Source organism: Erythrobacter sp. W302b (genome assembly GCF_046452395.1).
Taxonomy (GTDB): domain Bacteria; phylum Pseudomonadota; class Alphaproteobacteria; order Sphingomonadales; family Sphingomonadaceae; genus Erythrobacter.
Genome location: NZ_JBKFDH010000001.1, coordinates 2,743,929 through 2,769,380 on the forward strand (window position 1 = coordinate 2,743,929; position 25,452 = coordinate 2,769,380).

Here is a 25,452-nt window from a genome sequence, read left to right on the forward strand (position 1 = left end):
CTATCCGTTCCGCGGCGGCCGCGGGAAAAACGCTGAGGTGCGGCGTTTGTATTCGGCGTATTTGTCGCCCTTGGACTTGTCGAGGCCCTTCTCCAGCAGGGTGACGCCCGACCATTTCGTCAGCGTGAAGCTGAGGAACAGCGGGCCGATCACCGTCGCCGCGGCATATTGCCAGCCCGCCGCCGCACAGGCGAGCCAGATGCCCCACCACGCGGCGAAGTCGCCGAAATAGTTGGGGTGGCGGGTGTAGCGCCACAGCCCGGTGTCGAGCACCTTGCCGTGATTGGCCGGATCGGCCTTGAAGCGGGCGAGCTGCCAATCGCCAACCCATTCGAAGAATACGCCGATGCTCCACACCGCGAATCCGACCCACGCCAGTGGCGGGATCGGGGCAGGCGCACCGCTCGCTAGAATGCCAACCTGCGCCGGTGACGACACCGCAAAGAGCAGCACCGCCTGCATCAGCCACACCCGTGTCAGCGCGGCCTGCGCAAAGCGGCCCGCCTCGCGGTCTTTCTTGAGGATCAGCTTGTAACGCTTGTCCTCGCCTTCCTTGCGCCAGCGCAGAAACAGGTAACCGCCGAGCCGGAAGCCCCACGCGGCTGTCATCGCCATGATCAGCGTCGCCAGAGCGCCGGGACTGCCGGGCACATGCAGCCAGCTCGCCACCGCAAGGATCGCCATCCCTGCGCCCCAAAAGGCGTCGATGAAGCTGACATCGTCGATTGTCACGCTGATCGCCCACTGGATCAGCACCAGCACCAACAGGATCGCGGCGTTGAGCGCGAGGAGTTCAAACATCGTTCTTCCCCGCAATGATGTCGCGCGCCTGCTGTTCCAGCACCTTGAAGCGCTCGTAATCGGGCAGCTTGGAGCGGAACCATTCGGCAATCTTGAGCAGGTCTTCGCCGTAATTCCCGGTGGGGATCATCGGCGGGCCGAAGCTGATGATCTTCTTCACATTGTCGGCAAAGGCGGGGACGATCGGGACATTCGCCGCGCGGGCAATGTGGTAGAATCCGGACTTCCACTTGCCATCAGACTTGCGCGTCCCTTCGCAGGCGATCACCAGCGCGAGTTCGTCGCGGCGCGCGAATTCGGCGGCGACCTGCTCGGTGGCATTGGCCTTCGCGGTGCGATCGACCGGGATGCCACCCATGTCGAGCATGAAGTTCTTCATGACGCCTGTGAACAGGGTGTGCTTGCCCATGAAATTGGGCCGCACGCCCTCTTCATGCGTCGCCCCGGTGAAGAACACGAAGTCCCAGTTCGAGGTATGCGGCGCGCCGGCGAGCACATATTTCTTGAGATGCTTGGGCAGCGGGGAGTCGATCCTCCACCCCCTGACATACCAGATCGCGAGGATGATGCGGCGCACGATGCGCGAAAGCAGAGTTGGCGCACGGGTGTGCGCGGCGGCGGTCGGCATGTGCGGCAATGTCCCTGCCCTCTCCCAAAAGGCTTGGCCCCTTGTGGCCTAACTTGGGTTAGATACGCAAGGGGGCGGGGGAGGGTTTCAATTACTCCTAATAGTGATCGCCGTGTGCAGAACGCCTCTCATTGCGTGCTGCCTTTGTGCGTTTCAATGGATCACGAAGCGCAATTTCTCTGTTCTTAGGGCCGCCACAGAGCTGAAGAAAAATGGTCAGGCGGTGAGACGCTTCTAAAAGCTTATCTCCGACAGCGTTGATCTCCGCCAAGGTTATCGCTTGAAGCTCTAACTCAATGCTTCCGCTCACTTTTTCTTTCCAAATCAACACTTCCCCAGTGTCAGGGTGTCGGCATAGTGACCGATGAGCATATGCGTTTCGGCTCACCATCGCCTCATTGATGTCGTCTAAGATATCATCGAGCGTGTCGACCATGCTCGCTGAGGCAGCGTTTAGCTCAGCGGCAGCTCGTAGGATTTTGTCTTTTAGCGGGCCGGACAGTTGGTTTGTGAGTGCCAAAGTCTCGATATTGTCGATCTTCAGAAAAACACCGATTGCGGTTCGCACACTGTCTTCAGCCTGTGCTGCACATAGCATAACGCGACCAATCGCACGGAGATAATCATCCGGGATGCCGTTCGGATCGAAATCGTAAACAATCACATCCGGAACACCCCAAACGCCGGCCGCTCGGCAATGGGGGCCTCAAGGCACGCAGCAAACGCCAGCCCCAGCACATCCCGCGTCTGCACCGGGTCGATCACGCCGTCGTCCCACAGGCGCGCGGTGGCGTAGTAGGGATTGCCTTCGTCCTCGTATTTCTGGCGGATCGGAGCCTTGAACGCCTCGGCCTGCTCGGGTGTCCAGCTGTCGGCATCGCGGTGGACGGTGGCGAGCACCGAGGCCGCCTGTTCCCCGCCCATCACCGAAATGCGCGCATTGGGCCAGGTGAACAGGAAGCGCGGGGAATAGGCCCGCCCGCACATGCCGTAATTGCCCGCGCCAAAGCTGCCGCCGATCAGCACGGTGACCTTGGGCACGGTCGCGGTGGCGACCGCGGTGACGAGCTTCGCGCCGTGCTTGGCGATACCCTCCGCCTCGTATTTCCCGCCGACCATGAAGCCCGAGATGTTCTGGAGGAACAGCAGCGGGATGCGGCGCTGGCAGGCGAGCTCGATGAAATGCGCCCCCTTCTGCGCGCTTTCGGAAAACAGCACGCCGTTGTTGGCGAGGATCGCGACCGGCATCCCCCAGATGTGCGCGAAGCCGCAGACGAGGGTGCTGCCATAGTGCTGCTTGAATTCGTGGAACTCGGAGCCGTCGACCAGCCGCGCGATCACCTCCTTGACGTCATAGGGCGCGCGCACATCCTCGGGGATGAGGGCGTAGAGGTCGTCGGCATCGTATTTCGGCGGGCGGGGGTCGCGCAACCCGTTCGTGTCGAGCGTCGTCGAGACACTGCCGAGCCCACGGTTCTCGACTGCGCTCGAACCGAACGGCGAATTGAGGTGGCTGACGATATCGCGCACGATGGTGAGCGCGTGCTCGTCATTCTCGGCCAAGTGATCGACCACGCCCGATTTCTTGGCGTGGAGATCGCCGCCGCCGAGGTCTTCCGCCGTGATCTCCTCGCCGGTCGCCGCCTTCACCAAGGGCGGTCCGGCGAGGAAGATGGTGCCCTGGTTGCGGACGATCACGGTCTCGTCGGACATGGCGGGGACGTAGGCGCCGCCCGCGGTGCAGCTGCCCATCACGCAGGCGATTTGCGGGATGCCCAGCGCACTCATGTTGGCCTGATTGAAGAAGATCCGCCCGAAGTGGTCGCGGTCCGGGAACACTTCCGCCTGATGCGGCAGGTTCGCGCCGCCGCTGTCGACCAGATAGATGCACGGCAGGCGGTTCTCCTGCGCGATCTCCTGCGCCCGCAGGTGCTTCTTGACCGTCATCGGGTAGTAGGTGCCGCCCTTCACGGTGGCGTCGTTGCACACGATCATGCACTGCCGCCCCGAGACGCGCCCCACGCCGGTGATGATCGAGGCGCCGTTGACGTCGCCCTCGTACATCCCGTTCGCCGCAAGCTGGCCGACCTCAAGGAAGGGCGAACCCGGATCGAGCAGACGCTCCACCCGCTCACGGGGGAGCAGCTTGCCACGGCTGACGTGGCGCTCGCGATGCTTCTCCGGCCCGCCAAGCGCGGCCTCGGCCACGCGGGCGCGGAGTTCCTGCGCGAGGGCATGGTTATGCGCAAAGCGGGCCTTGGCCTCGGGGCTCTCGCGGTCGAGCTTGGTCGAAAGGGTGGGGGCGGTCATTTCTGGCTGTCCTCCAGCGGCATCACAGTCGGCAACGGCGTGGCCCGTTTGCCCCGCTTGTCACGCTTGCGATACTTGCTCTGATATTCGCGGCGCTGCTTGCACACTTCATAGAGCACAATGCCCGAGGAAGTGCCGAGATTGAGGCTCTCGATCATTCCGAACATCGGGATCGAGACACAGGCGTCACTGCGCTCGACCGCGCGGTCGCTGATCCCGCGCTTCTCGTTGCCGAACCAGACCGCCAGCTTGGCGTGCTCGGTATAATCGCCCTCGTGGAGAATGATGTTCAATTGTCCCTTCACATGCGGCGAGGTGACCATGGAACGGAAGTTGTTCTTTTCGAGGTGGTCGAAGCAGTCATCGGTGCTGTCGAAACGTTTGACGAAACTCCATTTCACCGCGGAGACCGACGTTTTGGACAGCGAAGGCTTCTCACGCATATCCTGCCAATCGTCAGGAAGCGACTTGCGCGGATCGACGATATAGATCTTTTCGGCACCGAGCGCGTTCACGTTGCGGATCACTGTGCCGATGTTCTTGATGTCGGCGGGGTCTTCGATCACCGCGATCAGGTTCTTGCAGACGAACGGCTTTATTGCGTCGGCCCGACCACGAACCGAGGGCTTCGACTTCTTGGGTTCCTCGCCTTCAATAATTGGCATGTCGCTCACCCCGCCGCCCCGATCAACTCGCGCCCGATCAGCATCCGGCGGATCTCGTTCGTGCCCGCGCCGATGTCGAGCAGCTTGGCATCGCGCATGTAGCGTTCCACCGGCCAGTCGGTGGTGTAGCCCGCGCCGCCCAGCGCCTGCACGCTCTCTGCGGCGACCTTGAAGGCGTTCTCGGAGGCGAGCAGGATCACGCCTGCCGCATCGAAGCGCGTCGTCTGGCCTGCGTCACACGCCTTCGCCACCGCATAGGTGTAGGCGCGTGCGGATTGCAGGGCGACATACATATCGGCGACCTTGGCCTGCATCAGCTGGAACGAGCCGATGGGCTTTCCGAACTGCTTGCGCTCTCGCAGGTAGGGGATCACCGTGTCGAGGCACGCCTGCATGATGCCCAATTGCAGCCCCGCGAGCACCACGCGCTCGTAATCGAGCCCGCTCATCAGCACGCCGACCCCGCCGTTGACGGGGCCCATGATGCGGTCTTCGGGGATGAAGCAATCGGTGAACACCAGCTCGGCGGTGGGCGAGCCCTTCATGCCGACCTTGGAAATCTTCTGGCCGATGGCGAAACCCTCGTCGCCCTTCTCGATCAGGAAGGCGGTGATGCCGCGCGACCCGGCGTGGCCGTCGGTCTTGGCATAGACCACCAGCGTATCGGCCTCGGGCGCGTTGGTGATCCAGAACTTGGTGCCGTTGAGGACGTAACCGCCCTGCACTTCATCGGCCTTCAGCTTCATCGAGACCACGTCGCTGCCCGCGCCCGCTTCGGACATGGCGAGGCTGCCGACGTGTTCGCCGCTGATAAGCTTGGGCAGATACTTGGCCTTCTGCTCGTCATTCCCCCAGCGGCGGATCTGGTTCAGACACAGGTTGGAGTGCGCCCCGTAGCTGAGGCCGATGCTGGCAGAGGCGCGGCTGACTTCCTCGACCGCAATGACATGTTCGAGATAGCCGAGTCCCAGCCCGCCCCATTCTTCCTCCACCGTGATGCCGTGCAGGCCCAGCGCGCCCATCGGCTCCCACAATTCGCGCGGAAAGCGGTCCTCGCGGTCGGTGCGTTCCGCGAGCGGCATGATCTGCTCGTCGGCAAAGCGCGCCGTGGTGTCACGGATCATTGCGGCGGCCTCGCCAAGGTGGAAGTCGAAATCGGGGGTCGCGCGCATTTTATGTCCTGCGGGTGTAATGATTGTTCTGTGATGCCGCATAGCAAGCGATCGGCGAAAGGCCAATCGCTGGCGCTGGCGCAGGGCTGCGACAATCGCTAATCCCGTGCAGGAATGGAAACCGCGCCGCCCCTGCTCCGCTTCGACGGCGTCACCTGCCGCTTCGGCGAGGTCACCGCAGTCGGCGGCGTCACGTGCGAAATTGCGAGCGGCACCTTCGTCGCGCTCGTCGGGGCGTCAGGCTCGGGCAAGTCGACGCTGCTGAAAACGGTCAACACACTCGTCGCGCCCAGCGAGGGGCGGGTGTTGTTCGGCGGGGACGACGTGGCGGGTCTCAAGCCTGCGCATCTGCGCCGCCGGGTCGGCTATGTGTTCCAGAGCATCGGCCTGTTCCCGCACTTCTCGGTGGCCGAGAATATCGCCATCGGCCCGCGCCTCGCCGGGGAGAAACTCGCCCCGCAGCGGATCGCCGAGCTGCTCGCGCTGGTGGAGCTTGACCCGGCCTACGCCACCCGGATGCCCGACGAACTCTCCGGCGGACAGCGCCAGCGGGTCGGCGTGGCCCGGGCGCTGGCGGGCGGGCCGGAGCTGCTGCTGATGGACGAACCCTTCGGCGCGCTCGATCCCGTCACCCGCGACGCGCTGGGCCGCAAGGTGCGCGAATTGCACGATGCGCTCGGCCTCACCACGGTGATGGTGACGCATGACATGGCCGAAGCGCTGTTGCTGGCTGATCGGGTGCTGGTGATGGACAAAGGCCAGCTGGTCGCCGACGAGACGCCGCGCGCCTTGCTCTCCGGTGCGGGCGGGGCAGTGGCGCAGCGCCTTGTCGCCGTCCCGCGCCATCAGGCGGAGCGGCTCGCCGCGATGGAAGCGCAAGGCTGATGCAGGACATCTGGGATATCCTCCCCGGCCTGGGTGACAAACTCGCTGCGCATGTCGTGCTGTCGGCCAGCGCGATCGGTCTCGCGATGCTGATCGCGCTGCCGATGGCGGTATGGGCGAGCCGTTCCGCCATCGTCTCGCGCCTTGCCCTGAGCCTCGCCAGCCTCGTCCAGACCATCCCTGCGCTCGCCTTGCTGGCGCTGTTCTTCCCGCTGCTGCTGTCCTTGCGCGCCGTGTTCGGTGAGGGGTTGCCGACCCTCGGCTTCCTGCCAGCCCTGATGGCGCTGACGCTCTATGCGCTGCTCCCGATCCTCAGGAACGCCGTGACCGCGCAGGCCAACCTCGACGAGGGCGTGCTCGAGGCCGCCGACGGCGTCGGCATGACCAAGTGGCAGAAGCTCTATCTGGTCGAAGCCCCCCTGTCGGCCCCCTTCATCATGGCCGGCATCCGCACCGCGAGCGTCTGGACCATCGGCGCTGCGACGCTGGCGACGACCATCGGCCAGCCGAGCCTTGGCGATCCGATCTTTGCGGGTCTCCAGACCCAGAACTGGGCGCTGGTGCTCGCCGGGTGCCTGGCGAGCGCGGGGCTGGCGCTGGCGGCGGACAACCTGCTTTGGGTGATCGAGGTCGGGCTGGCGAAGCGATCACGCTCGATGACCTTCGGCGGGATGGCGGTGGTCGCGCTCGGCATCCTTGCCGCGCTGTGGGCGCAGAGTACGGGGAGCGACGAGCGCCGCATCGTCATCGCCTCGAAGCAATTCTCCGAGCAATATATTCTCGCCCAATTGATTGGCGCGCGGCTGGAGGCAGCGGGTTACGCGGTCGAATATCGCGACGGGCTGGGCAGCGCGGTGGTGCATTCCGCGGTCGCTGCCTCCAGCATCGACATCTCGGTCGATTACACCGGAACGATCTGGACGAATTATCTCAAACGCGCCGACAATCCCGGCCGCGAAGCGATGTATGAGACGATCCGAGACTGGGAGTGGCGACAGAACGGGGTGAAGGTGCTGGGCCGCCTCGGGTTCGAAAACGCCTATGCCTTCGCGATGCGCGGCGACCGGGCCAAGGAACTGGGCGTTACCTCGCTCACCGATCTGGTGGGCAAGGCGCCGCAGCTCACCGTCGGCGGGGACCCCGAATTCTTCGAACGGCCCGAATGGCTCGCGGTACGCGATGCCTATGGGTTGCGCTTCGGCCAATCGCGCAATTTCGCGCCGACCTTCATGTACAACGCGCTCGCCTCGGGCGAGGCCGATGTGATCAGCGCCTACACCTCGGATGGGCGCATCGCGGCGGACAGGCTGGTGGTGCTCGCCGACCCCAAGGGCGCGCTGCCGAGCTATGATGCGCTGCTGATGCTCTCCCCCCGCATCGCCGAAAACAAGGGCGTGATCGCCGCGCTCGAACCCCTGCTGGGCGCGATCAGCGTCGAAGCGATGCGCGAGGCGAACCTTGCGGTCGATCGTGAGGATGCCAAGAAGCTGACCCCAAAGGCAGCGGCGGCGGAATTGGGCGCGAAGCTTGGGCGTTAGGAGGTTGCGCTGCGACGGTCGCAAAGCGACCGCAAGGCCGACCGGCCGCACGCAGCGATGTCGCCGTCAGGCGGCGTGAGCGAGGATGCGGCACGCCGGTTGGCGTGCCAAAAATCAGGACGCCTTCTTCCACACCTGCGTTTGGCAGAACGGCCCGATGCAGCCCTTCACCTCCAGCACGCCTGCCCCCTTGCGGCGGATCACCGAGCGGTAGCTTTTGCCGCTCTTGGGGTCGTAGATCTGCCCGCGCCAGACATCGCCATCCGCGGTGAAGGCCGAGAGGATCGCGATGCCCAGCAGGCGGCGTTTGCGCTTGCCGGGGTCGGGATTGTTGACGTCGCGCTGATCATTGCCCTGCGGCGGGGGGACGAGGAATTTCTCGATCGTGCCGCACATCGTCTTGCCGCAGGGGGCGATCAGGATCACCGCGTCTTTCTCGGCCGTGAGCCAGCGCCCCGCAACCGGCTCGGCCGCGCTGGCAGGCACCGCCAGCGCCAGGCCGGCCACGAGTATCATTTGCCGAAGTCGCATCATCAATCGAACCCCACGCCAAACGGCCAGCGCCGCCCACACATCCCGAGCACCTTGAACAAGGTGCCCATCTGCGAATCCTCGACCAGCCGGTCGCGCTGCCGCTTGATCTTGTCTTTCTCGTAGGGGTTGCGGCGCTGGAGCGCTTCCATCCGCGTGTCGATCCCCATCTGGCGCAGCCACTCGCCCTGATATTGCAGTCCCATCACATCCGCGCCGTTATCGGCGGCGACCTGCTGGAGCAGTTCGAAATCGACATGCGCGGTAAGATCGGAATCGCCGGGATGCGCGAAAATATCGACCTTTTTGTGTGACTTCAGCGCCTGCATCGTCGAGCCTGAGCGCAGTTCCATGTGGCCGTAATCGATCACCAGAGCCGCGCCGCCCTGTTCCTTCAAGCGGCGCGCGATCTCCGCCATCAATGCGACTGCGGCGGGGCTGGTCTCGATCATCGCGCCTTGCGCCGCCGTGACCCAGCTGGGGGGCACCAGATGATCCATCCGCTCCTTGCCCGCCACGAAGACAAAATCCTCGCCATCCAGCCCGACCAGCCGGTCAAACCAGCCGTCGGCGGACCGCATCAGTTGATGCACCGGCAGCGCGTCGAAGAATTCATTGGCGACGATCAGCAGCGGGGCATCGTCGGGCAGGGTCGAAATGTCGTGGTGATGGTGGCAATCGGGGAAGGCCTCGCGCTGGAGTTTCCGCAGGCTTGCCGAGGTTTCGACAAAGTGGATCTCCGGCGCAAAATCATAACGCCGTGCCGCCGTCAGCGCGTCCTTCGCCAGCGTCCCGCGGCCGGGGCCAAGCTCGACATAGTGGATGCGCTTGCGGCTGCCCATGCGGACCCACAGGTCCGCCAGCCACAGCCCGATCAGCTCGCCGAACATCTGGCTGACTTCGGGCGCGGTGATGAAATCGCCCTGCTCGCCCAAGGGATCGCGGCTGGCGTAATAGCGCGCGTTGCACTCGCCCATGTACTGCGCGAGGCTGATTGGGCCGGTCTCGCGGATCAGGCGTTTGAGCGTGGCGGGGACATCGACATTCGCGCGGGCGAGGACTTCGGCTTCGAGCCGGGCTTGCTCGGCCGCCTTGGCCTCGGCTTCGGCGCGGGCGGCAGCCTCGGCTGCGGCGGCTTCTGCGGCGAGGCGCGCCACTTCAGCGGCGGCGGCGGCTTCGGCCTCGCGGCGGGCCTGTTCCTCGGCGGCGAGCCGCGCGGCCTGTTCCGCGGCGAGGCGAGCGGCTTCCTCAGCCTCGGCCTTGGCCTTGGCTTCAGCCTTGGCACGGGCTTCCGCTTCCGCCTTGGCCCGGGCCTTGGCCTCTGCCTTGGCGCGGGCTTCTGCTTCCTTCTTCAGACGGGCTTCTTCTTCGGCCTTGGCCCGCGCTTCGGCTTCTGCGCGCGCGCGCTCTTCGGCTTCGCGGCGCGCGGCTTCCTCGGCGGCGGCCTTTGCGGCGGCGGCCGCGGCCTCCGCCTCGCGGCGGGCCTGTTCCTCGGCTTCGGCGCGCGCCTTGGCCTCGGCGATTTCGCGGGCCTTGGCTTCCTTGCGCAGCCGCGCTTCCTCGGCAGCCTTGGCCCGCGCTTCGGCCTCGGCCCGCGCGCGGGCTTCGGCTTCGGCCTGCTTGCGGGCGCGCGCTTCGGCGACGGCTTTTTCGCGAGCCTCGCGTTCGGCAGCGGCGCGCGCTTCAGCCTCCGCCTTTTCGCGCGCGCGGGCTTCCTTCAATGCGCGGGCGCGCTCTTCGGCTTCAGCCTTGGCGCGGGCGAGGTCTTCGGCCTTGGCGCGGGCAGCAGCTTCGCTCCGGGCGCGGGCTTCGGCCTTGGCCAATTCGCGCGCCTGTGCCTCAGCCGCAGCGCGCGCGGCCGGATCGGGCGCGGGGCGCGCCACAGGTTGGGGTGCGGGCTTCGGATCGATCAGCCTGAGCGCGCTCCGCCAGACAGCCGCCCCGTCGCTCAGGCCGGCGCGTTGATCCCCGCCGCCAGCGGCTTCTTCCGCAGCGCGTAGAACACGACAATCAACCCAGTCAGGATGAGCGGTATAGTCAGCCATTGTCCCATCGATAGCCCGGTTCGGGCTGCAAAGTCAGCCAGTTGTTGATCTGGCTCGCGGAAAAATTCGTTCACAAAGCGCGACACCCCCATCCCGGTGGTGAAGACCCCCGCCAGCAGGCCAGGCCGATAGCGCGCACGGGTAAACCAGAACAGCACCAACATGATGACCAGCATCGCCAGCCCTTCCAACCCTGCCTGATAGAGCTGGCTGGGATGCCGCGGCAAATCACCGGCGCGGGGGAAGACCATCGCCCAGGGGACATCGCTGACCCGGCCCCAGAGCTCGCCGTTGACGAAGTTGGCGAGGCGGCCGAGCAGCATCCCCATCGGCACCCCGACGCTGACGTAATCGACCACGCGGATGAAATTGAGCTTATCGCGCCACGCCACGTAAGCCATCGCCAACGTCACCCCGGCAAGGCCGCCGTGGAAGCTCATCCCGCCGTCCCACAGCCGCAACAGCTTCCACGTCACGAAGCCATCGCCGGAAAAGTCGGTCCACAGGCTCTGGTCATAGAACATCGCGTAACCCAGCCGCCCGCCGAGAATCACCCCGAGCGTGCAGTAAAAAAACAGATCGTCGGCATGGCGCTGCGCCATCGGCGCGCCGGGCTGCTTCAGCATTTTGGAGGTGTGCCAATAGGCGAAGATCACCCCGATCAGGTACGCAAGCGAATAAAACCGCAGGGTAAAGAACCCGAGTTCGATCCCCGGTTTGAGGCCGAGATCGGTCCAATGGATCGGATCGGCAGGGATGCTTGCGGCAAGTAGTGACAGCACGGAGCGAACCTCTTATTGACAATGAGATGCCGTATCGGCGGGCCCGAAGCGAACACGTTTGGGCTCCGGTCGCGCTGGCGCTTCTGGCACAGCATCCGGGGCAGGGGAAGGGGCGCGGGATCGCCGGGCGGAATGGGACAGGCAATTCGGACGTGGGTCGCACCCCGGCTGAACGGCCGCAACAACAATGAGAGAGGAACACCACCGCATGCCCACCCAGCTGGACAATGCGCTCGAAGCGATCATCACCGCCCTCACCGCTGAAGGCCAGCCGTTCGCCACCGTGCCCTTCACCCGTGACGGCGTGACGATGCCCGCCTTCGCCGGCGCCCCGCCGAGCCTCGCGCATTACTTCGCCCACTTCGCCAACCAGAACAAGGATCTGCCGTTTCTGGTCGATGGCGACATCCGCCTGACCTTTGGCGAGGCCTATGCCGCCGCGACCTGCGTGGCCGAAGGGCTGGTGAAACACCACGCCATCGCCAAGGGCGACCGGATCGGGCTGGCCGCGCGCAATTCGGCCAACTGGATGATTGCCTATATGGGCATCCTGATGGCGGGCGGCTGCGCGACGCTGCTCAACGGGTTCTCCTCGGGCGAGGAGCTGGCCTACGGGCTCGATCTGGCCGAATGCAAGGTGCTGCTGGCCGACGACGGCCGCGCCGCGCGGCTCGAGGGCCATGCCCATCCGGCGAAGATCGTGCTGTTCACGCACGGCAATGCCCCGTCAGAAGGCCTCGCCAACACCTGGGCGCTGCCGGAAGGCACGAGCGCGGCGATGGCCATGCTGGGTGAGCTTGGCCCGGACGACATCGCCACAATCCTCTACACCTCGGGTTCGACCGGCAAGTCCAAGGGTGCCTGGTCCGATCACCGCGGCGTCGTGAACGGCGTGATGAACTACGTCGCGCAGTCGGCGATGGCCAAGGTGCATATCGAGAGCCAGGGCGAGGTCATCACCGATCAGCCCTGCGCACTGGTCGCGGTGCCGCTGTTCCATGTGACGGGCGAAGTGCCGCTGTTCCTCCAGAGCTTCGCGATCGCGCGCAAGCTGGTGCTGATGCCCAAGTGGGACGCGGGCCTCGCGATCCGGCTGATGGCGGAGGAAAAGGTCAGCTATTTCGTCGGCGTCCCGCTGATGAGCTACGAGATCGCCAACCACCCTGACCGCGCCAATTACGACCTGTCGGCCTGCAAGAGCTTCGCCGCGGGCGGCGCACCGCGTCCGGTGGAGCATGTCACCCGGATCAAGGAGGCCTTCCCCGGTGGCTTCCCGCTGCTGGGCTATGGCCTTACCGAAACCAACGCGGTCGGCTGCGGCAATTTCAACGAGAACTACCTCGCCAAGCCCGGTTCGACCGGGCGCGCCAGCAAGCCGCTGGTCGATCTGGCGATCCTCGACGACCTCGGCAACGAACTGCCGCAGGGTCAGGTGGGCGAGGTCTGCATTCGCTCTGTCGCCAATTTCCGCGGCTACTGGAAGAACGAGGAGGCGACCAAGGCCGCCTTCACCGACACTGGCTATTTCCGCACCGGCGATCTCGGCTATCTCGACGAAGACGCCTATCTCTTCATCGTTGACCGCAAGAAGGACATCATCATCCGCGGTGGTGAGAACATCTCCTGCATCGAGGTGGAAGACGCGATCTACGCCCATGACGATGTCGGCGAATGTTCGGTGTTCGGCCTGCCGGACGAGCGCTTCGGCGAAGTGCCGGCGGCGGTCTATGCGATGAAGGAAGGCCACCCGGCGATCACGCCTGCCGAGCTGCGCGCCTTCCTGCTCGAACGGATTGCGCCCTTCAAGGTGCCGCTCGAACAGCACATCTGGTTCACCAGCGAGGCCCTGCCGCGCCTCGGTACCCAGAAGATCGACAAGCGCACGGTCAAGGCCCGCTTCACCGCCGAGGCTGTCGCCGCGTGAGCCACCCGTGAGCCCCAGACGAGTCCCCGGCCAGCGCGCGATCATTGATCGGCGCGCGCTGGCCGAGGAAATCGCTGCCCTGCATGAGGCAGGCGGGGAACGTGCGCGCCCGGCGATCGTCAAGGCGCTGCGCGATGCGCTGGATGGGGGGCGGACGGAACTGGCCCGGCGGCTGGCCGAAACGCCTTCGGCCGGGCACGATGTCACCGGCGGCTTCAGCTTCCTGATGGATCAGCTGCTGCGGGTGATCCACGATCACGTCACCACGCATATCTACCCCGCCCCCAACGCCACCCAGGCCGAGCGCCTCGCGATCCTCGCGGTGGGCGGTTACGGGCGGGCCGAGATGGCGCCCCATTCGGACGTCGATGTCGCCTTCATCACCCCCGGAAAGCGCGCGCCGTGGTGCGAGCAGGTGATCGAAACGATGCTCTACCTGCTGTGGGATCTGGGCCTCAAGGTCGGCCATTCGAGCCGCACGGTCGCGGATACGGTGCGCATGGCGAAGGAGGATCTCACCATCCGCACCGCCTTGCTGGAAAGCCGGTTGGTGTGGGGCGAACAGGCGCTGTACGAGGAGCTGCGCGCGCGGTTCTGGAACGAGGTCGCCAAGGGCAGCGAACGCCAGTTCCTTGTCGAAAAGCTCGCCGAACGCGATGCGCGGCACAAGCGCATGGGCGACAGCCGCTATGTCGTCGAACCCAATATCAAGGAAGGCAAGGGGGCCTTGCGCGATCTCCAGACCTTGTACTGGATCGGCAAGTATATCCACCGCGTCGACAATGGCGCACAGCTGGTCGATGTCGGGCTGCTGACGGCCAATGAATATCGCAGCTTCCGCCGCGCCGAAGGGTTCCTGCTGGCGGTGCGCTGCCACATGCATCTCATCACCGATCGCGCCGAAGACCGTCTGACCTTCGACTTGCAGCGCGCCGTGGCGGAGCGGATGCAGTTCGCCGACCGGCCGGGCAAGAGCGCGGTCGAGCGGTTCATGCAGTACTATTTCCTGCAAGTGAAACGCGTCGGCAGCCTGACCGGGGTGTTTCTTGCGCACCTTGATGAGGAGTTCGCCAAGAAGCGCCCGCGCACCGGGTTCTTCGCGGGCTGGACCCAGCGGCCGCGGATGTTCAAGGGCTATACCGTCGAAGGCGGCCGTTTGCGGGCGCCGGGGGATGACTGGTTCCGCGCCGATCCCGTCCGCCTGATCGAAGTGTTCCAGCTGGCCGAGGCCGAGGGGCTGGAAGTCCACCCCGAAACCATGCGGCAGGTCGGGCGTGATGCCAAGCTGATCGACGGCAAGCTGCGCCGCGACAAGCGAGCCAATGCGCTGTTCCTTGATCTGCTATCAGGCCGCAAAGATCCCGAAACCGCGCTGCGCTGGATGAACGAGGCCGGGGTGTTCGGCCGCTTCGTGCCCGACTTTGGCCGGGTCAACGCCCAGATGCAGTTCGACATGTATCACCACTACACGGTCGACGAGCACACGATCCGCGCCATCGGCCTCCTGAGCCAGATCGAGCGCGGGATGCTGGAAGCCGATCACCCGCGCGCCACCCGCGAGTTCCCCAAGCTCGGCTCGCGCCGCGCGCTCTATGTCGCGGTGCTGCTGCACGATATCGCCAAGGGGCGCGGGGGCGATCATTCTGTGCTCGGCGCGGATGTCGCGCACCATTTGTGCCCGCGCTTCGGGCTCGACGAGAAGGAGACCGATCTGGTCGCCTGGCTGGTGCTGCAACACCTGCTGATGAGCCGCACCGCGCAGAAGCGCGACCTTACCGATCCCAAGACGATCGAGGATTTCGTGGGCGAGGTCCAAAGCCTCGAACGCCTGCGCAATCTCGCGATCCTCACCGCGGTCGATATCCGCGCGGTGGGGCCGGGGACGTGGAACAGCTGGAAGGGCCAGCTGCTCGGCGAGCTTTATGACGCGGCGCAGGAACGGCTGCGGCTGGGGCACAAGGGCACCGGTCGCAAGGCAAGGGTCACGGCCAAGAAGGACGCCGTCGCGCGGCTGCTGGGCGACGCCGACCACCTCGTCGACAGCATCGGCGCGCTGCTGGGCGATGCCTATTGGATCGCCGAGCCGGAAGACATCATCGCCGGAAACCTCACCCAATATGACGCCGCCAATGCCGCAGGCGAACCGCTGTCGATCCGGTGCGAAGTTGACGAAACCCGCGGCGCCACCCGTGTCAGCGTCATCGCAGCGGACCACCCCGGCCTGTTCTACCGCATGGCGGGTGGCATCCACCTGGCCGGCGCGAACATCATCGACGCGCGCATCCACACTGCGCGCAGCGGCTATGCCGTCGACAACTTCCTGGTGCAGGACCACAATGCCCAGCCCTTCCGCGAGGCGGCACAGATGGCCCGAATCGAGAAAGGCATCCGCGACGCCCTGCTGGCCAAGGTCGAACTGGTGCCCAAGCTCGCGGCGCGCCCGCTCGCCCATTCGCGCGCCAAGGCCTTCGATGTCGCCCCGCGCGTCGGGTTCGACAATGACGCGTCGAACCACTTCACCGTGATCGAAGTGACCGCGCGCGACCGGCCAGCGCTGCTCAACCGGCTGGCACATGCGCTCTACAAGGCCAACCTGATCGTCCATTCGGCGCATATCACGGCCTATGGCGAGGCTGCGGCGGACACGTTCTACGTGACCGATCTGACCGCCGCCAAGATCAAGGCGCCCGAACGCCTCGCCGAAATCGAGGCGGCCCTGCTCGCTGCGGCCAGCGATCAGCGCCAGCAACAGCTCGAAAAAGCATAACTGCAAAAGCTTGAAGACATCGGCATTTGCGCGCTCTGACGGGCGATTTGCACGATAGGTTGCAATCCCGAAACGTATTGCTATGGGGGCGGCCCTCAATTCAGGGAGAGTTATAACATGAACATCGCACAATCCCTGCCGCGCCGCCTCCGGCTCGGCAAGCTGGCGCTGCTGGTCTCGACCGCGGCGCTGATCCCGGTCGCGGCGCAGGCGCAGGACGCTGAAGCACCCGCGCAGGAAGAAACGACCAGCGCGCTCGACACCATCAACGAAATCCTCGTCACCGGCACCAAGACCAAGGATGCCGAAAACGTGCAGGACGTGCCGCTGGCTGTGACCGCGTTCAACGCCGGCACGCTGGAAGCCTTCAAGATCCGCGACATCTCGGGCCTGTCGTTCCAGGCGCCCAGCGTCAGCCTCGACCAGGTCGGCACCAGCCGTGGCACCGCCAACTTCTCGGTGCGCGGTCTGGGCATCAACTCGTCGATCCCGTCGATCGACCCGACCGTCGGCGTGTTCGTGGACGGCGTCTATCTCGGCATCAACGGCGGCGTGGTGTTCGACCTGTTCGACCTCGACAGCGTCGAAGTGCTGCGCGGCCCGCAGGGCGTGCTGTTCGGCCGCAATGTGACCGGCGGCGCGGTGGTGATCAACACCGGCAACCCGACCGAAGATTTCCGCGGCAAGTTCCGCGCCGCAGTTGACGGCCCGGCGCTCGATGGCGGACGCGGCGGCCCCAACTACACCGTCAGCGGTGTGATCAGCGGCCCGATCGTCGAAGACGTGCTGCTGTTCAAGCTCGGCGCCTATTACAACAAGGACGAAGGTTACTTCCGCAACCTCGCCTCGCTGACCAACCCGAACATCCCCGAAAACCACGGCAAGGCCGAAACCAAGATCCTGCGCGGCGCGCTCGAAGCGCGGCTTGGCGGTCTGACCCTGCTCGGCAAGCTCGACTATTTCGAAAGCGATGGCGACGGCCCGTCGGCCCAGAACCGCGGGATCTATGATCGCAACACCTATGATCTGGCGATCGACAACCCCGGCGGCTACGCCAACGAGATCTGGACCGGCTCGCTCACCGCGACGATGGATATCGGCGCAGGCACGCTGACCAACGTGTTCGGCTGGCGCAAGTATGACGCCACCACCGATGGCGATATCGACGCGACCCCGCGCTTCCTGTTCCACTCGGAAACCGAAACCGCGCAGGAGCAGTTCTCGAACGAGCTGCGCTACGCGATCTCGACCGAAAGCGGGCTCGACCTGACCTTCGGCGGGTTCTGGTTCGATCAGAACCTCGCCTACACCGAACAGCGCGCGCTGCCGCTTGCCAGCCCGCTCCAGTTCTTCGGCGGTGGCCGTCAGGATCACGAAGTGCTCGGCGTGTTCGCCAACGCGCAGTACGAAGTGATCGACGGCCTTTCGGTCATCGCGGGCATCCGCTGGAACCAGGAAACCAAGGACGCCGCCGTCACCTACGTCCGGCCGCGTCCGGCCTGTTCGGTGGTGGATGGCACCTGCCCGACCTCGGGCCGCAACCCGGTTCTGCTCAACCCGGTGACCGGCGCGACAACCGAGAACAACGGCTTCACCGATCGCGTGCGGTTCCGCAACGTTTCGCCGAAGCTCGGCCTCCAGTACGAATTCGGCGACAGCCAGATCTACGGCCACTGGAGCCGCGGCTTCCGTTCGGGCGGCTATAACTTCCGCATCACCAACGCCAACGCCTTCGAACAGATCGCGCTGGCGCCGGGCGGTTCGCTCGCCTTCGACGAGGAAAAGGTCGACACCTACGAAGTGGGCGGCAAGTTCCAGACCGCCGACGGCGTGTTCACCTTCAACGTCGCGGGCTACGTCACCAAGATCGACAACATGCAGCGCGAGGTGAACCAGTCGTCGCCGACCGCCGGTGTGGCCCAGTCGATCTTCAACACCGCCAACGCCTCGATCAACGGGATCGAAGCCGAAATGCGGCTGCGTGCGACCGACGCGCTGATCCTGACCGCCAATATCGGCGTGATCGACGCCGAATATACCGAGATCCTGTTCGACATCTCGGGCGATGGCCAGATCAACGGGCGTGACCTGGCGCTGAGCCTGCCGCGCGTTCCTCCGGTCACGGTGGGCGCGGGCCTGATCCACGAACTGGATCTGGGCAGCAGCAACATCCTGACCCGCGTGAACTACCAGTACCGCGATACGGCGGCCTATACCGATGACAACTTCGGCTGGCTGAACGATATCCACCAGCTGGAAGCCAACATCACCTGGAACACCCCGGTCGAAGGCCTGTCGCTCTCGGTCTACGGGCGCAATCTGTTCGACGAGGTCCAGGAAGGCGGCGACACGCAGGTTCCGTTCGGCGGCCCGCTGTCGACCGGCGTGCGCCTGCCCTTTGCTGACCGTCCGGCAGCCGGTACCTTCAGCCCGCTGCTGCGCGGCCGCAACGTCGGGATCGAAGCGCTGTTTGAATTCTGATGTTTGTGTGGCGATCGCCCCTCCGGGCGATCGTTCTCACTGAACAGGGCGCTCCGGCAACGGGGCGCCCTTTTTCGTTCAGTCTTCGGCGGTGGCGAGCAACAGCGCGATGGCGGTATCGTCGAACGCGACGAAGGCCCATTCGAAGGTCGCCGAAGTGATTGGATTCCAGCCGAAATACATGCGGTTGGTCACGATCTGGCGGGTGCGGGGTCGAAGCAGGAGAGCAAATCCTCGCCCATCGACAGCGCATCGGCCTCACCCAGCCACGGCTCGTGCGCGAACACCATCTGGCGCGCGAAGGCCTCGACCAGCGCGGCCCGGGCCGAGCGTGGGCCATCCGGCTCCGCCTCGGCATCGAGCAGTTCCCAATTGCCGCCAATCGCCTGATAACCGAGGCTGGTGACCAGAGCGTCAGCACAAGCGGAATGCAGGCCCGGCGGATGGTCGAGCGGGCGCCCCTCAATGCGGACTTGGGCCGTCCCCGCGCACAGCCGTGCACGCCATGCGGCATTGAAGGCGTCGAGCCGGGCAAGCGTTGCGCTCACCCGCGAGACCCGAACAGCGCGGTGCCCACCCTGACATGGGTCGCGCCCAGCATCACCGCCGTCTCGTAATCGCCGCTCATCCCCATGCTGAGGCCGGTGAGGCCGTGATCCGCCGCCAGCTTCGCCAGCAGGGCAAAGAACGGCGCGGCTTCGGTGTCGGCGGGGGGAATGCACATCAGTCCGGCCAGCGGCACATCGGCGGCACGCACAGCCTCCAGAAAGGCGGGCAGCTCCGCGATCGGACAGCCGCCCTTCTGCGCCTCGTCACCAATATTGACCTGCACGAAGCACGGCACCCGCCGCCCCACCTTGTCCATCGCCTTGGCCAGCGCGGTCAGCAGGCTCGGACGGTCGAGCGAATGGATCACGTCGAACAGCGCCACGGCTTCTTCCGCCTTGTTCGATTGCAGCTGGCCGATGAGGTGGAGCTCGATATCGGGATGGCTTTCGCGCAGGGCGGGCCACTTGGCCTGCGCTTCCTGCACCCGGTTCTCCCCGAACACGCGCTGGCCCGCGTCGATCAGCGGCTGGATCGCGGTCGCATCGTGGGTCTTGCTGACCGCAATCAGCGTGACGTCGGCAGGCGCGCGCCGGGCGGGTTTGCACACCTTGGCAATATTGGCGCGGACTTCGGCGAGGCGGGACGCTGCATTTTCCATGGGGGCGCTCTATAGCGGGTGCGTGACGCGCGCAAAGCCCCTCCCCGCCCTGTGGCTGATCAGCGATGCGCGCAATGACGCGGGGCTGGCGCGCGCCTTGGCCAAGCTGCCGCGCGGATCGGGGTGGATCTATCGCCATTACCATCTCGCCGGGCCGCAACGTTACGCGCGGTTTCGGGCCTTGCGGCGGATCGCGCGGGCGAGGGGTCATGTCACGATCCTCGCCGATTCGGCGCTGACCGCGCGCGAGTGGGGGGCGGACGGGATCTATGGCGCACCCCGCGCGCTGACCCCGCGCCGCAGCGGCCTGATCCACCTCGCCACCGCGCATGACCTCACCGAACTGGGGCTGGCGGCGCGGCTGGGGGCAGATGCGGCGCTGCTTTCGCCGGTCTTCCCGACCCGCTCGCATCCGGGCGGCCGGGTGCTGGGGCCGGTGCGGTTCCGTCTGCTGGCACGGCAAGCGGGGCTGCCGGTGATCGCCTTGGGCGGGATGGATGCGGCGCGGGCGCATGCGCTGGGCTGGAAGCGCTGGGCGGCGATTGACGGACTTTCCTGACGTTTCACCCCGCGCCGGCGGGGTGACAATGATGCCATTGCCGAGCGACGCAGGGGATTAGGGACGATCCCGCCGCCATGTCGTTCATCGCTCTTTCCTTGACCCGAGTCCGCCGAGGATTCATGATGTGTTCTGCACAGGAGAACCCCCATGGCCAGCCGCGCGGTCACACCCGTCAAACCCGGTCGCCAGACTGACGCCGAATGGCGCGCAGGTCTGCGCCGCAGCTTGCGCCGAATCGCGCAGATGACCGGCGCCGGGTTGCTGCTGGGCGCGGCGGTGTTTCTCGCGCTCGCGCTGGCGAGCTACACCCAGACCGATCCCAGCGGATCGACCGCGGCTGATCCGGGCGAGGTCGCCAACTGGATGGGGACGATGGGGGCTTGGGCGGCGGACAAGGTACTGCTGATCTTCGGCTTGCCCGGCGTGCTGCTGCTGCCTTTGCTCTATGTCTCGTCGCGCAAGCTGTGGCGCGATGTCGAGAACGGCGACGCGCCCGAAACCACCGCCTGGTGGATGCCCACCGCGCTGCTGCTGATCGCGATGACTCTGATTGCGACCGTGCTGAGCCTCGCGTTCGAGGATCAGGGCGGCACGCTGCCCGCGCAGGCGGGCGGCCTTTCGGGGCTGCTCGGCGCCGGAGCAATTCAGGCAGTGGCGGCGCGGTTCGGCGCGGATGCCGAAGGCTGGGTCATTCTCGGCCTCGCGCTCACCAGCCTTGCGATCGGCGTGGGCCTGCTGACGCGGATTTTCGCGATCGACTGGCGCGTGCTGATGAGCCTGCCCGAGTTTCTGGGTGGCGGTTCGCTGTCCGGGCTGATGCGCCGCCTGCCGCTGCCGGGCCGCGAATCTGTCCCGGCGCTCGGCTTTGCCGGAGACGACACCGACGACGATGATGTGATTGCCCCGCGCCCGCGCCGCATCGGCAAGGGTGAGGCGGCGACGGAGCCAAGCCCGCAGCCCCCGCGCCGTCCGCCGGAAATCAGCGATCCCTCCGCCCCGCCCAAGCGCGCGGCGGCGGGCAAGACCGCGCAAACCGACATGTTCGCGCCGTTCAACCTTCCGAGCCTCGACCTGCTCGCCGAACCCCCGGTGGACAAGGCTCCCAAGCTCGACAAGCTGGCGCTGGAACGCAACGCCCGCCTGCTCGAAAACGTGCTCGACGATTTCAACGTGAAGGGGGAAATCACCGCCGTGCGCACCGGTCCGGTGGTGACGATGTACGAGCTAGAGCCCGCCCCGGGCATCAAGGCCAGCCGCGTGGTCGGCCTGGCCGAAGACATCGCCCGCAATATGAGCGCTATCTCCGCGCGTGTCTCGCCGATCCCCGGGCGCACCGTGATGGGCATCGAATTGCCCAATCAGGATCGCCAGATGGTGGCGCTGAAGGAGCTGGCCGCCTGCGCCGATTTTGCCGAAGCCAAGGGCAACCTGCCAATCATCCTCGGCAAGGATATCGCGGGCGAACCGATCATCGCCGATCTGGCCGCCATGCCGCACTTGCTGGTCGCGGGTACGACCGGATCGGGCAAGTCGGTCGGATTGAACGTGATCCTGCTGAGCCTGCTCTACCGCTTCACGCCAACCGAACTGCGCCTGATCCTGATCGATCCCAAGGTGCTCGAACTCAAGACCTATGACGATATCCCCCACCTCCTCTCGCCGGTGGTGACCGAGCCGGCCAAGTCGGTGCGCGCGCTGAAATGGGCGGTCGAGGAGATGGAGCGGCGCTACCGGATGATGAGCGCGATCTCGTCGCGCAATATCACCTCCTTCAACGAGAAGGTCAGCGCCGCGATCGCCAAGGGCAAGCCGCTGGGACGCCGGGTGCAGACCGGATTCGACCCAGAAACCGGCGAGCAATTGTTCGAGGAAGAACAGCTCGATTACCAGCCGCTCCCGCAGATCGTGCTGATCGTCGACGAGCTGGCCGACCTGATGGTGACGGTGGGTAAGGAAATCGAAGTCCTGATCCAGCGCCTCAGCCAGAAGAGCCGCGCGGCGGGTATCCACCTCATCATGGCGACGCAGCGGCCTTCGGTCGATGTCATCACCGGCGTCATCAAGGCCAACCTGCCGACCCGCATCAGCTTCAAGGTGACGAGCCGGATCGACAGCCGCACGATCCTCGGCGAACAGGGCGCGGAGCAATTGCTGGGCAAGGGCGACATGCTCTACAAGCCCAACACCGGCGCGATGCTGCGCGTCCACGGGCCGTTCGTCAGCGACGAAGAGGTCGAAGCCGTGGCCGATCACTGGCGCGCGCAAGGATCGCCGACCTATATCGACGCCGTCACCGAAGAGCCTGAGGACGGCGGCGGGTTCGGCTTCGACGATGAATTCACCGCGTCGGACAACCCGGAAGAACGCAAGTACCGCCAGGCCTGCCAGATCGTGTTCGAAAACCAGAAGGCGTCAGGATCGTGGCTCCAGCGCCAGATGGGCGTGGGCTACAACACCGCCGCCAAGTGGATCGAGCGGATGGAGGAAGACGGCTTCGTCGGCCCCGCCAATCATGTCGGCCGGCGCGAGATCTACCGGGACAAGGACGGCAATCCGCTTTAGCATCCCACGCGGAAGTACCGTTCCCTTGCGCGATGGGGCACCCCGGTCCCTCCCCATCCCGGATCAAGTCCGGGACAGGGAGAAACTCGGGGCCTCCGATGCAATTCGGCAACGCCTTCAAATTGTAAATTCCCTGTAACGCGCGCTTCATCCGCCCGTCGCCTCTGCGTCACCAATAGGTGTCACGGGCAAGGCCTCTCTCATGCAACAGGGAAGCCAGAACATGAACCGCACCACCCTCTCGCGCGTCTCGCTCGTCGCGGTCGCCACCATCCTCGCTGCCGCACCGCAGGCCGCCTTTGCGCAGGCCGCCGTAGCCCCGGAAGGCAGCGACACCGCCTCGGGCAACGAGATTATCGTCACCACCCAGAAGATCGAACAGCGCGCGGTCGACGTGCCGATCACCATCACCGCCACCACTGGCGAGCGGATTCGCGATCTCGGCGTCACCGATCTGGATGAGCTTTCCAGCTACGTCCCCGGCCTGCTGATTCAGGAGCAGAGCGCCAACAACCCCGGCATCGTGATCCGCGGGATCACCTCGGACAGCGGCTCGGCCCAGCAGGGTCCGCGCGTCACGCTCTATTACAACGGCGTCGACATCTCGCGCTCGCGCGGGTCCTATCAGGCGATCTACGATCTCGAACGCGTCGAAGTGATCAAGGGCCCGCAGGCGACCCTGTTCGGCACCGCCAGCGCGGTCGGCGCGATCAGCCTCGTTTCGGCCCGCCCGCGCGAAGGCTTCTCGGCCGAAGTGCGCGGCGGCTATGGCAATTTCAACCAGACCCTGCTCGGCGGCTTCGTCAATGTCGGCAGCGACACACTGGCCTTCCGCTTGGCGGGCGAATGGCGCACGCGCGACGGCTATGTCGAGAACCTCTCGCCCAATCAGGACGAAGAGCTCTACGCGCAGGACCAGCTCGGCCTGCGCGCCTCGCTGCGCTGGAGCCCGACCGAGGATCTGACGGTCGACCTCGTCGGCACCTATGACCAGCAGCGCAATGGCGGCACGCCGTTCATTTCGGGCCGCTTCCCGGCCTTCACCGGCGCGCCCGGCGGATCGGCCAATGCCTTCCGCGACGCCAATCTCGGCGGCAATCCGGCGGGCGCGGCAGCGCTGGGCAATGACCAGCTCGGTCTCAACCGCGAGGTCTATGACCTCAACCTCACCATCGACCACCAGTTCGATACCGACTGGAGCTTCACCACCGTCAACGGTTATCGCAAGTTCGACAGCGCCGAAGTGTTCGACGCCGACGGCTCGGCCGCGCCCTTCCTCGAATTTGCGGAGATCGCCGAGGGCTGGCAGGTCAGCCACGAAGGCCGCTTCACCTACTCCGGCACCAAGCTGCGTTCGAGCTTCGGCTGGAACGCCTTCATCGAGGACGGCCGCCAGAACGTGCCCTTCGCCACCGAGGAAGGCACCTTCCTCCAGTGCCTCTCCTCGCTGTTCGGTGCGCCGCTGGTGCCGGGCATCGCCTGCGTCGCGCCCAACGGCTCGGTCCCGGCGAGCGGCGTGACCGCAATCCTCACCGGCGGGGCGGCGACGGCGATTCCCTATACCTCGGTGTTCGAGAATCAGGGCCGCAACGAAGCCTATTCGCTGTTTGCCGACGCCACCTGGATCCCGTTCGAAAGCCTCGAACTGACCGCGGGCATCCGCTGGCTGACCGAATATCGCGGCTCGCAATTCTTCGCCCGCGTGCCCAACAGCCAGATCAGCCGTGCGGCGCTGATCCCCGGTCAGATCGACACCGGCGGCCGGACGTTTGAAGCCGACAAGTGGTTCCAAGCGTGGCTGCCCCGCGTCAACGCGCTCTACCGCATCAATGATGACGTGAATGTCTTCGCCACCATCTCCAAGGGTCGCCGGTCGCCGGTGGTGCAGGTCGCCGCCGCGCGCAGCGGCGGGCGTCCGGTACCCAACGTCCAGACCATCGCCGAGGAAACCGTCTGGAACTACGAAGGCGGGATCAAGCTGGCGACGGGCCGCGTCTCGGGATCGATCGGGGTCTATTACCAGGTCTATAACGACTTCCAGGTCTCGGTCGCGCAGCTCGATGCCAATGGCAACCCGACCGGTGCCTTCGTCACGCAGAGTGCGGGCAAGGCCTCGAACCTCGGGGTCGAAGCGGAGCTGGCGGTGGACGTGACCGATTGGCTCAATGTCTTCGGCAATTTCGGCTATATCGACGGCGGGATTGACGAGGACGGCGCGTTCTCGCCGGCCTTCTCTGGCGCGCGGTTCCGGTTGCAGCCGGAATTTCAGGCCGCTGGCGGCTTCACGGTCGATTACGCATTCGGCAACGGGATGCGCTTCTTCGCCACGCCGAGCGTGACCCACCGCAGCCGGATCTTCTTCGAAGTGCCGAACAACCCGCTGATCGCGCAGGAAGCGGTGACGCTGGTGAACGCGCGCGCCGGGCTCAGCTTTGCCGATGAGCGGTACGAGATCGCCGGTTTCATCCGCAACGCCTTCAACGAAGACTACCTGCTCGATGCGGGCAACACCGGCGGAGCGTTCGGCATTCCGACCTTCATCCCAGCCGAACCGCAGTTCTACGGGGTGGAAGTCACGGCGAAGTTCTGACC

The 25,452-nt window shown here is 65.6% G+C and carries 19 protein-coding genes; 8 read left to right on the top strand and 11 right to left on the bottom strand.

The features are described 5' to 3' along the window. The 6 genes from ACLBKT_RS13000 to ACLBKT_RS13025 form a co-directional block, all read right to left on the bottom strand. The gene (locus ACLBKT_RS13000; RefSeq protein ID WP_410183333.1) at positions 1-801 is read right to left on the bottom strand and encodes a DUF1295 domain-containing protein; all 801 of its coding nucleotides are present in this window, start codon (positions 799-801) and stop codon (positions 1-3) included. After that, complete coding sequence (locus ACLBKT_RS13005; RefSeq protein ID WP_410183334.1) at positions 794-1,429, bottom strand: lysophospholipid acyltransferase family protein; 636 nt, start codon at positions 1,427-1,429, stop codon at positions 794-796. Before ACLBKT_RS13005 ends, ACLBKT_RS13000 begins: the two co-directional genes overlap by 8 nt. A 97-nt stretch (positions 1,430-1,526) precedes the next feature. Then, positions 1,527-2,093 carry a hypothetical protein gene (locus ACLBKT_RS13010; RefSeq protein ID WP_410183335.1) on the bottom strand — a complete coding sequence of 189 codons (567 nt, stop codon included), beginning with the start codon at positions 2,091-2,093 and terminating at the stop codon, positions 1,527-1,529. Then, positions 2,090-3,739, bottom strand: a complete 1,650-nt coding sequence (locus tag ACLBKT_RS13015; RefSeq protein WP_410183336.1) for a carboxyl transferase domain-containing protein — start codon at positions 3,737-3,739, stop codon at positions 2,090-2,092. The genes ACLBKT_RS13010 and ACLBKT_RS13015 overlap by 4 nt, the downstream gene beginning before the upstream one ends. Then, positions 3,736-4,404, bottom strand: a complete 669-nt coding sequence (locus tag ACLBKT_RS13020; protein ID WP_410183337.1) for a TrmH family RNA methyltransferase — start codon at positions 4,402-4,404, stop codon at positions 3,736-3,738. The genes ACLBKT_RS13015 and ACLBKT_RS13020 overlap by 4 nt, the downstream gene beginning before the upstream one ends. Positions 4,405-4,409: 5 nt before the next feature. After that, on the bottom strand, positions 4,410-5,576 hold the full coding sequence (locus ACLBKT_RS13025) for an isovaleryl-CoA dehydrogenase (RefSeq protein WP_410183338.1): 1,167 nt from the start codon (positions 5,574-5,576) through the stop codon (positions 4,410-4,412). A gap of 114 nt (positions 5,577-5,690) precedes the next feature. Here ACLBKT_RS13025 and ACLBKT_RS13030 point away from each other — a divergent pair, with 114 nt between their 5' ends. Beyond that, a complete protein-coding gene (locus ACLBKT_RS13030) occupies positions 5,691-6,461 on the top strand; it encodes an ATP-binding cassette domain-containing protein (RefSeq protein ID WP_410183339.1) in 771 nt (256 codons plus the stop codon). Further along, positions 6,461-7,999, top strand: coding sequence for an ABC transporter permease/substrate-binding protein (locus ACLBKT_RS13035; protein ID WP_410183340.1), 1,539 nt, complete (start codon positions 6,461-6,463; stop codon positions 7,997-7,999). Before ACLBKT_RS13030 ends, ACLBKT_RS13035 begins: the two co-directional genes overlap by 1 nt. Before the next feature lie 114 nt (positions 8,000-8,113). Here ACLBKT_RS13035 and ACLBKT_RS13040 read toward each other — a convergent pair whose 3' ends face one another. Genes ACLBKT_RS13040 through lgt form a run of 3 tightly spaced genes read right to left on the bottom strand, consistent with a single transcriptional unit; the run spans position 8,114 to position 11,357 of the window. Continuing rightward, the gene (locus ACLBKT_RS13040) at positions 8,114-8,515 is read right to left on the bottom strand and encodes a DUF2147 domain-containing protein (RefSeq protein WP_410183341.1); all 402 of its coding nucleotides are present in this window, start codon (positions 8,513-8,515) and stop codon (positions 8,114-8,116) included. Positions 8,516-8,532: 17 nt separating this feature from the next. Continuing rightward, positions 8,533-10,575 (bottom strand): class I SAM-dependent methyltransferase, encoded by a 2,043-nt coding sequence (locus ACLBKT_RS13045; RefSeq protein ID WP_410183342.1) that lies wholly within the window; start codon positions 10,573-10,575, stop codon positions 8,533-8,535. Beyond that, complete coding sequence (gene lgt / locus ACLBKT_RS13050) at positions 10,479-11,357, bottom strand: prolipoprotein diacylglyceryl transferase (RefSeq protein ID WP_410183343.1); 879 nt, start codon at positions 11,355-11,357, stop codon at positions 10,479-10,481. The genes ACLBKT_RS13045 and lgt overlap by 97 nt, the downstream gene beginning before the upstream one ends. Positions 11,358-11,565: 208 nt before the next feature. On the opposite strand from lgt, the gene ACLBKT_RS13055 reads away from it, so the two are divergent. The 3 genes from ACLBKT_RS13055 to ACLBKT_RS13065 all read left to right on the top strand — a co-directional run bounded on the left by ACLBKT_RS13055 (position 11,566) and on the right by ACLBKT_RS13065 (position 18,529). Then, positions 11,566-13,281 (top strand): class I adenylate-forming enzyme family protein, encoded by a 1,716-nt coding sequence (locus ACLBKT_RS13055; RefSeq protein WP_410183344.1) that lies wholly within the window; start codon positions 11,566-11,568, stop codon positions 13,279-13,281. Positions 13,282-13,288: 7 nt separating this feature from the next. Beyond that, positions 13,289-16,048, top strand: coding sequence for a [protein-PII] uridylyltransferase (locus tag ACLBKT_RS13060; RefSeq protein ID WP_410183345.1), 2,760 nt, complete (start codon positions 13,289-13,291; stop codon positions 16,046-16,048). Positions 16,049-16,165: 117 nt separating this feature from the next. Further along, positions 16,166-18,529 (top strand): TonB-dependent receptor, encoded by a 2,364-nt coding sequence (locus ACLBKT_RS13065; RefSeq protein ID WP_410183346.1) that lies wholly within the window; start codon positions 16,166-16,168, stop codon positions 18,527-18,529. Positions 18,530-18,720: 191 nt separating this feature from the next. Here the strand turns inward: ACLBKT_RS13065 and ACLBKT_RS13070 are convergent, their stop codons facing one another. Then, complete coding sequence (locus tag ACLBKT_RS13070; protein WP_410183347.1) at positions 18,721-19,077, bottom strand: hypothetical protein; 357 nt, start codon at positions 19,075-19,077, stop codon at positions 18,721-18,723. Beyond that, positions 19,074-19,736, bottom strand: a complete 663-nt coding sequence (locus tag ACLBKT_RS13075; RefSeq protein ID WP_410183348.1) for a YggS family pyridoxal phosphate-dependent enzyme — start codon at positions 19,734-19,736, stop codon at positions 19,074-19,076. The genes ACLBKT_RS13070 and ACLBKT_RS13075 overlap by 4 nt, the downstream gene beginning before the upstream one ends. 22 nt (positions 19,737-19,758) lie before the next feature. Between ACLBKT_RS13075 and ACLBKT_RS13080 the strand changes: the two genes are divergently transcribed. From ACLBKT_RS13080 to ACLBKT_RS13090, 3 genes are all read left to right on the top strand, one after another. Further along, a complete protein-coding gene (locus ACLBKT_RS13080) occupies positions 19,759-20,295 on the top strand; it encodes a thiamine phosphate synthase (RefSeq protein WP_410183349.1) in 537 nt (178 codons plus the stop codon). A 150-nt stretch (positions 20,296-20,445) separates the two neighbouring features. Then, complete coding sequence (locus ACLBKT_RS13085) at positions 20,446-22,860, top strand: DNA translocase FtsK 4TM domain-containing protein (RefSeq protein WP_410183350.1); 2,415 nt, start codon at positions 20,446-20,448, stop codon at positions 22,858-22,860. Positions 22,861-23,083: 223 nt separating this feature from the next. Beyond that, positions 23,084-25,450: a TonB-dependent receptor gene (locus tag ACLBKT_RS13090; RefSeq protein ID WP_410183351.1), complete on the top strand. Its 2,367-nt coding sequence runs from the start codon at positions 23,084-23,086 to the stop codon at positions 25,448-25,450. Positions 25,451-25,452: the final 2 nt, after the last annotated feature.

Bases quoted from the DNA above. Each gene is read 5' to 3' on its own strand.
- ACLBKT_RS13000 (WP_410183333.1), bottom strand. From the start codon at position 801: ATGTTTGAACTCCTCGCGCTCAACGCCGCGATCCTGTTGGTGCTGGTG.
- ACLBKT_RS13005 (WP_410183334.1), bottom strand. From the start codon at position 1,429: ATGCCGACCGCCGCCGCGCACACCCGTGCGCCAACTCTGCTTTCGCGC.
- ACLBKT_RS13015 (WP_410183336.1), bottom strand. From the start codon at position 3,739: ATGACCGCCCCCACCCTTTCGACCAAGCTCGACCGCGAGAGCCCCGAG.
- ACLBKT_RS13020 (WP_410183337.1), bottom strand. From the start codon at position 4,404: ATGCCAATTATTGAAGGCGAGGAACCCAAGAAGTCGAAGCCCTCGGTT.
- ACLBKT_RS13025 (WP_410183338.1), bottom strand. From the start codon at position 5,576: ATGCGCGCGACCCCCGATTTCGACTTCCACCTTGGCGAGGCCGCCGCA.
- ACLBKT_RS13030 (WP_410183339.1), top strand. From the start codon at position 5,691: ATGGAAACCGCGCCGCCCCTGCTCCGCTTCGACGGCGTCACCTGCCGC.
- ACLBKT_RS13035 (WP_410183340.1), top strand. From the start codon at position 6,461: ATGCAGGACATCTGGGATATCCTCCCCGGCCTGGGTGACAAACTCGCT.
- ACLBKT_RS13040 (WP_410183341.1), bottom strand. From the start codon at position 8,515: ATGATACTCGTGGCCGGCCTGGCGCTGGCGGTGCCTGCCAGCGCGGCC.
- ACLBKT_RS13045 (WP_410183342.1), bottom strand. From the start codon at position 10,575: ATGGCTGACTATACCGCTCATCCTGACTGGGTTGATTGTCGTGTTCTA.
- ACLBKT_RS13055 (WP_410183344.1), top strand. From the start codon at position 11,566: ATGCCCACCCAGCTGGACAATGCGCTCGAAGCGATCATCACCGCCCTC.
- ACLBKT_RS13065 (WP_410183346.1), top strand. From the start codon at position 16,166: ATGAACATCGCACAATCCCTGCCGCGCCGCCTCCGGCTCGGCAAGCTG.
- ACLBKT_RS13075 (WP_410183348.1), bottom strand. From the start codon at position 19,736: ATGGAAAATGCAGCGTCCCGCCTCGCCGAAGTCCGCGCCAATATTGCC.
- ACLBKT_RS13085 (WP_410183350.1), top strand. From the start codon at position 20,446: ATGGCCAGCCGCGCGGTCACACCCGTCAAACCCGGTCGCCAGACTGAC.
- ACLBKT_RS13090 (WP_410183351.1), top strand. From the start codon at position 23,084: ATGAACCGCACCACCCTCTCGCGCGTCTCGCTCGTCGCGGTCGCCACC.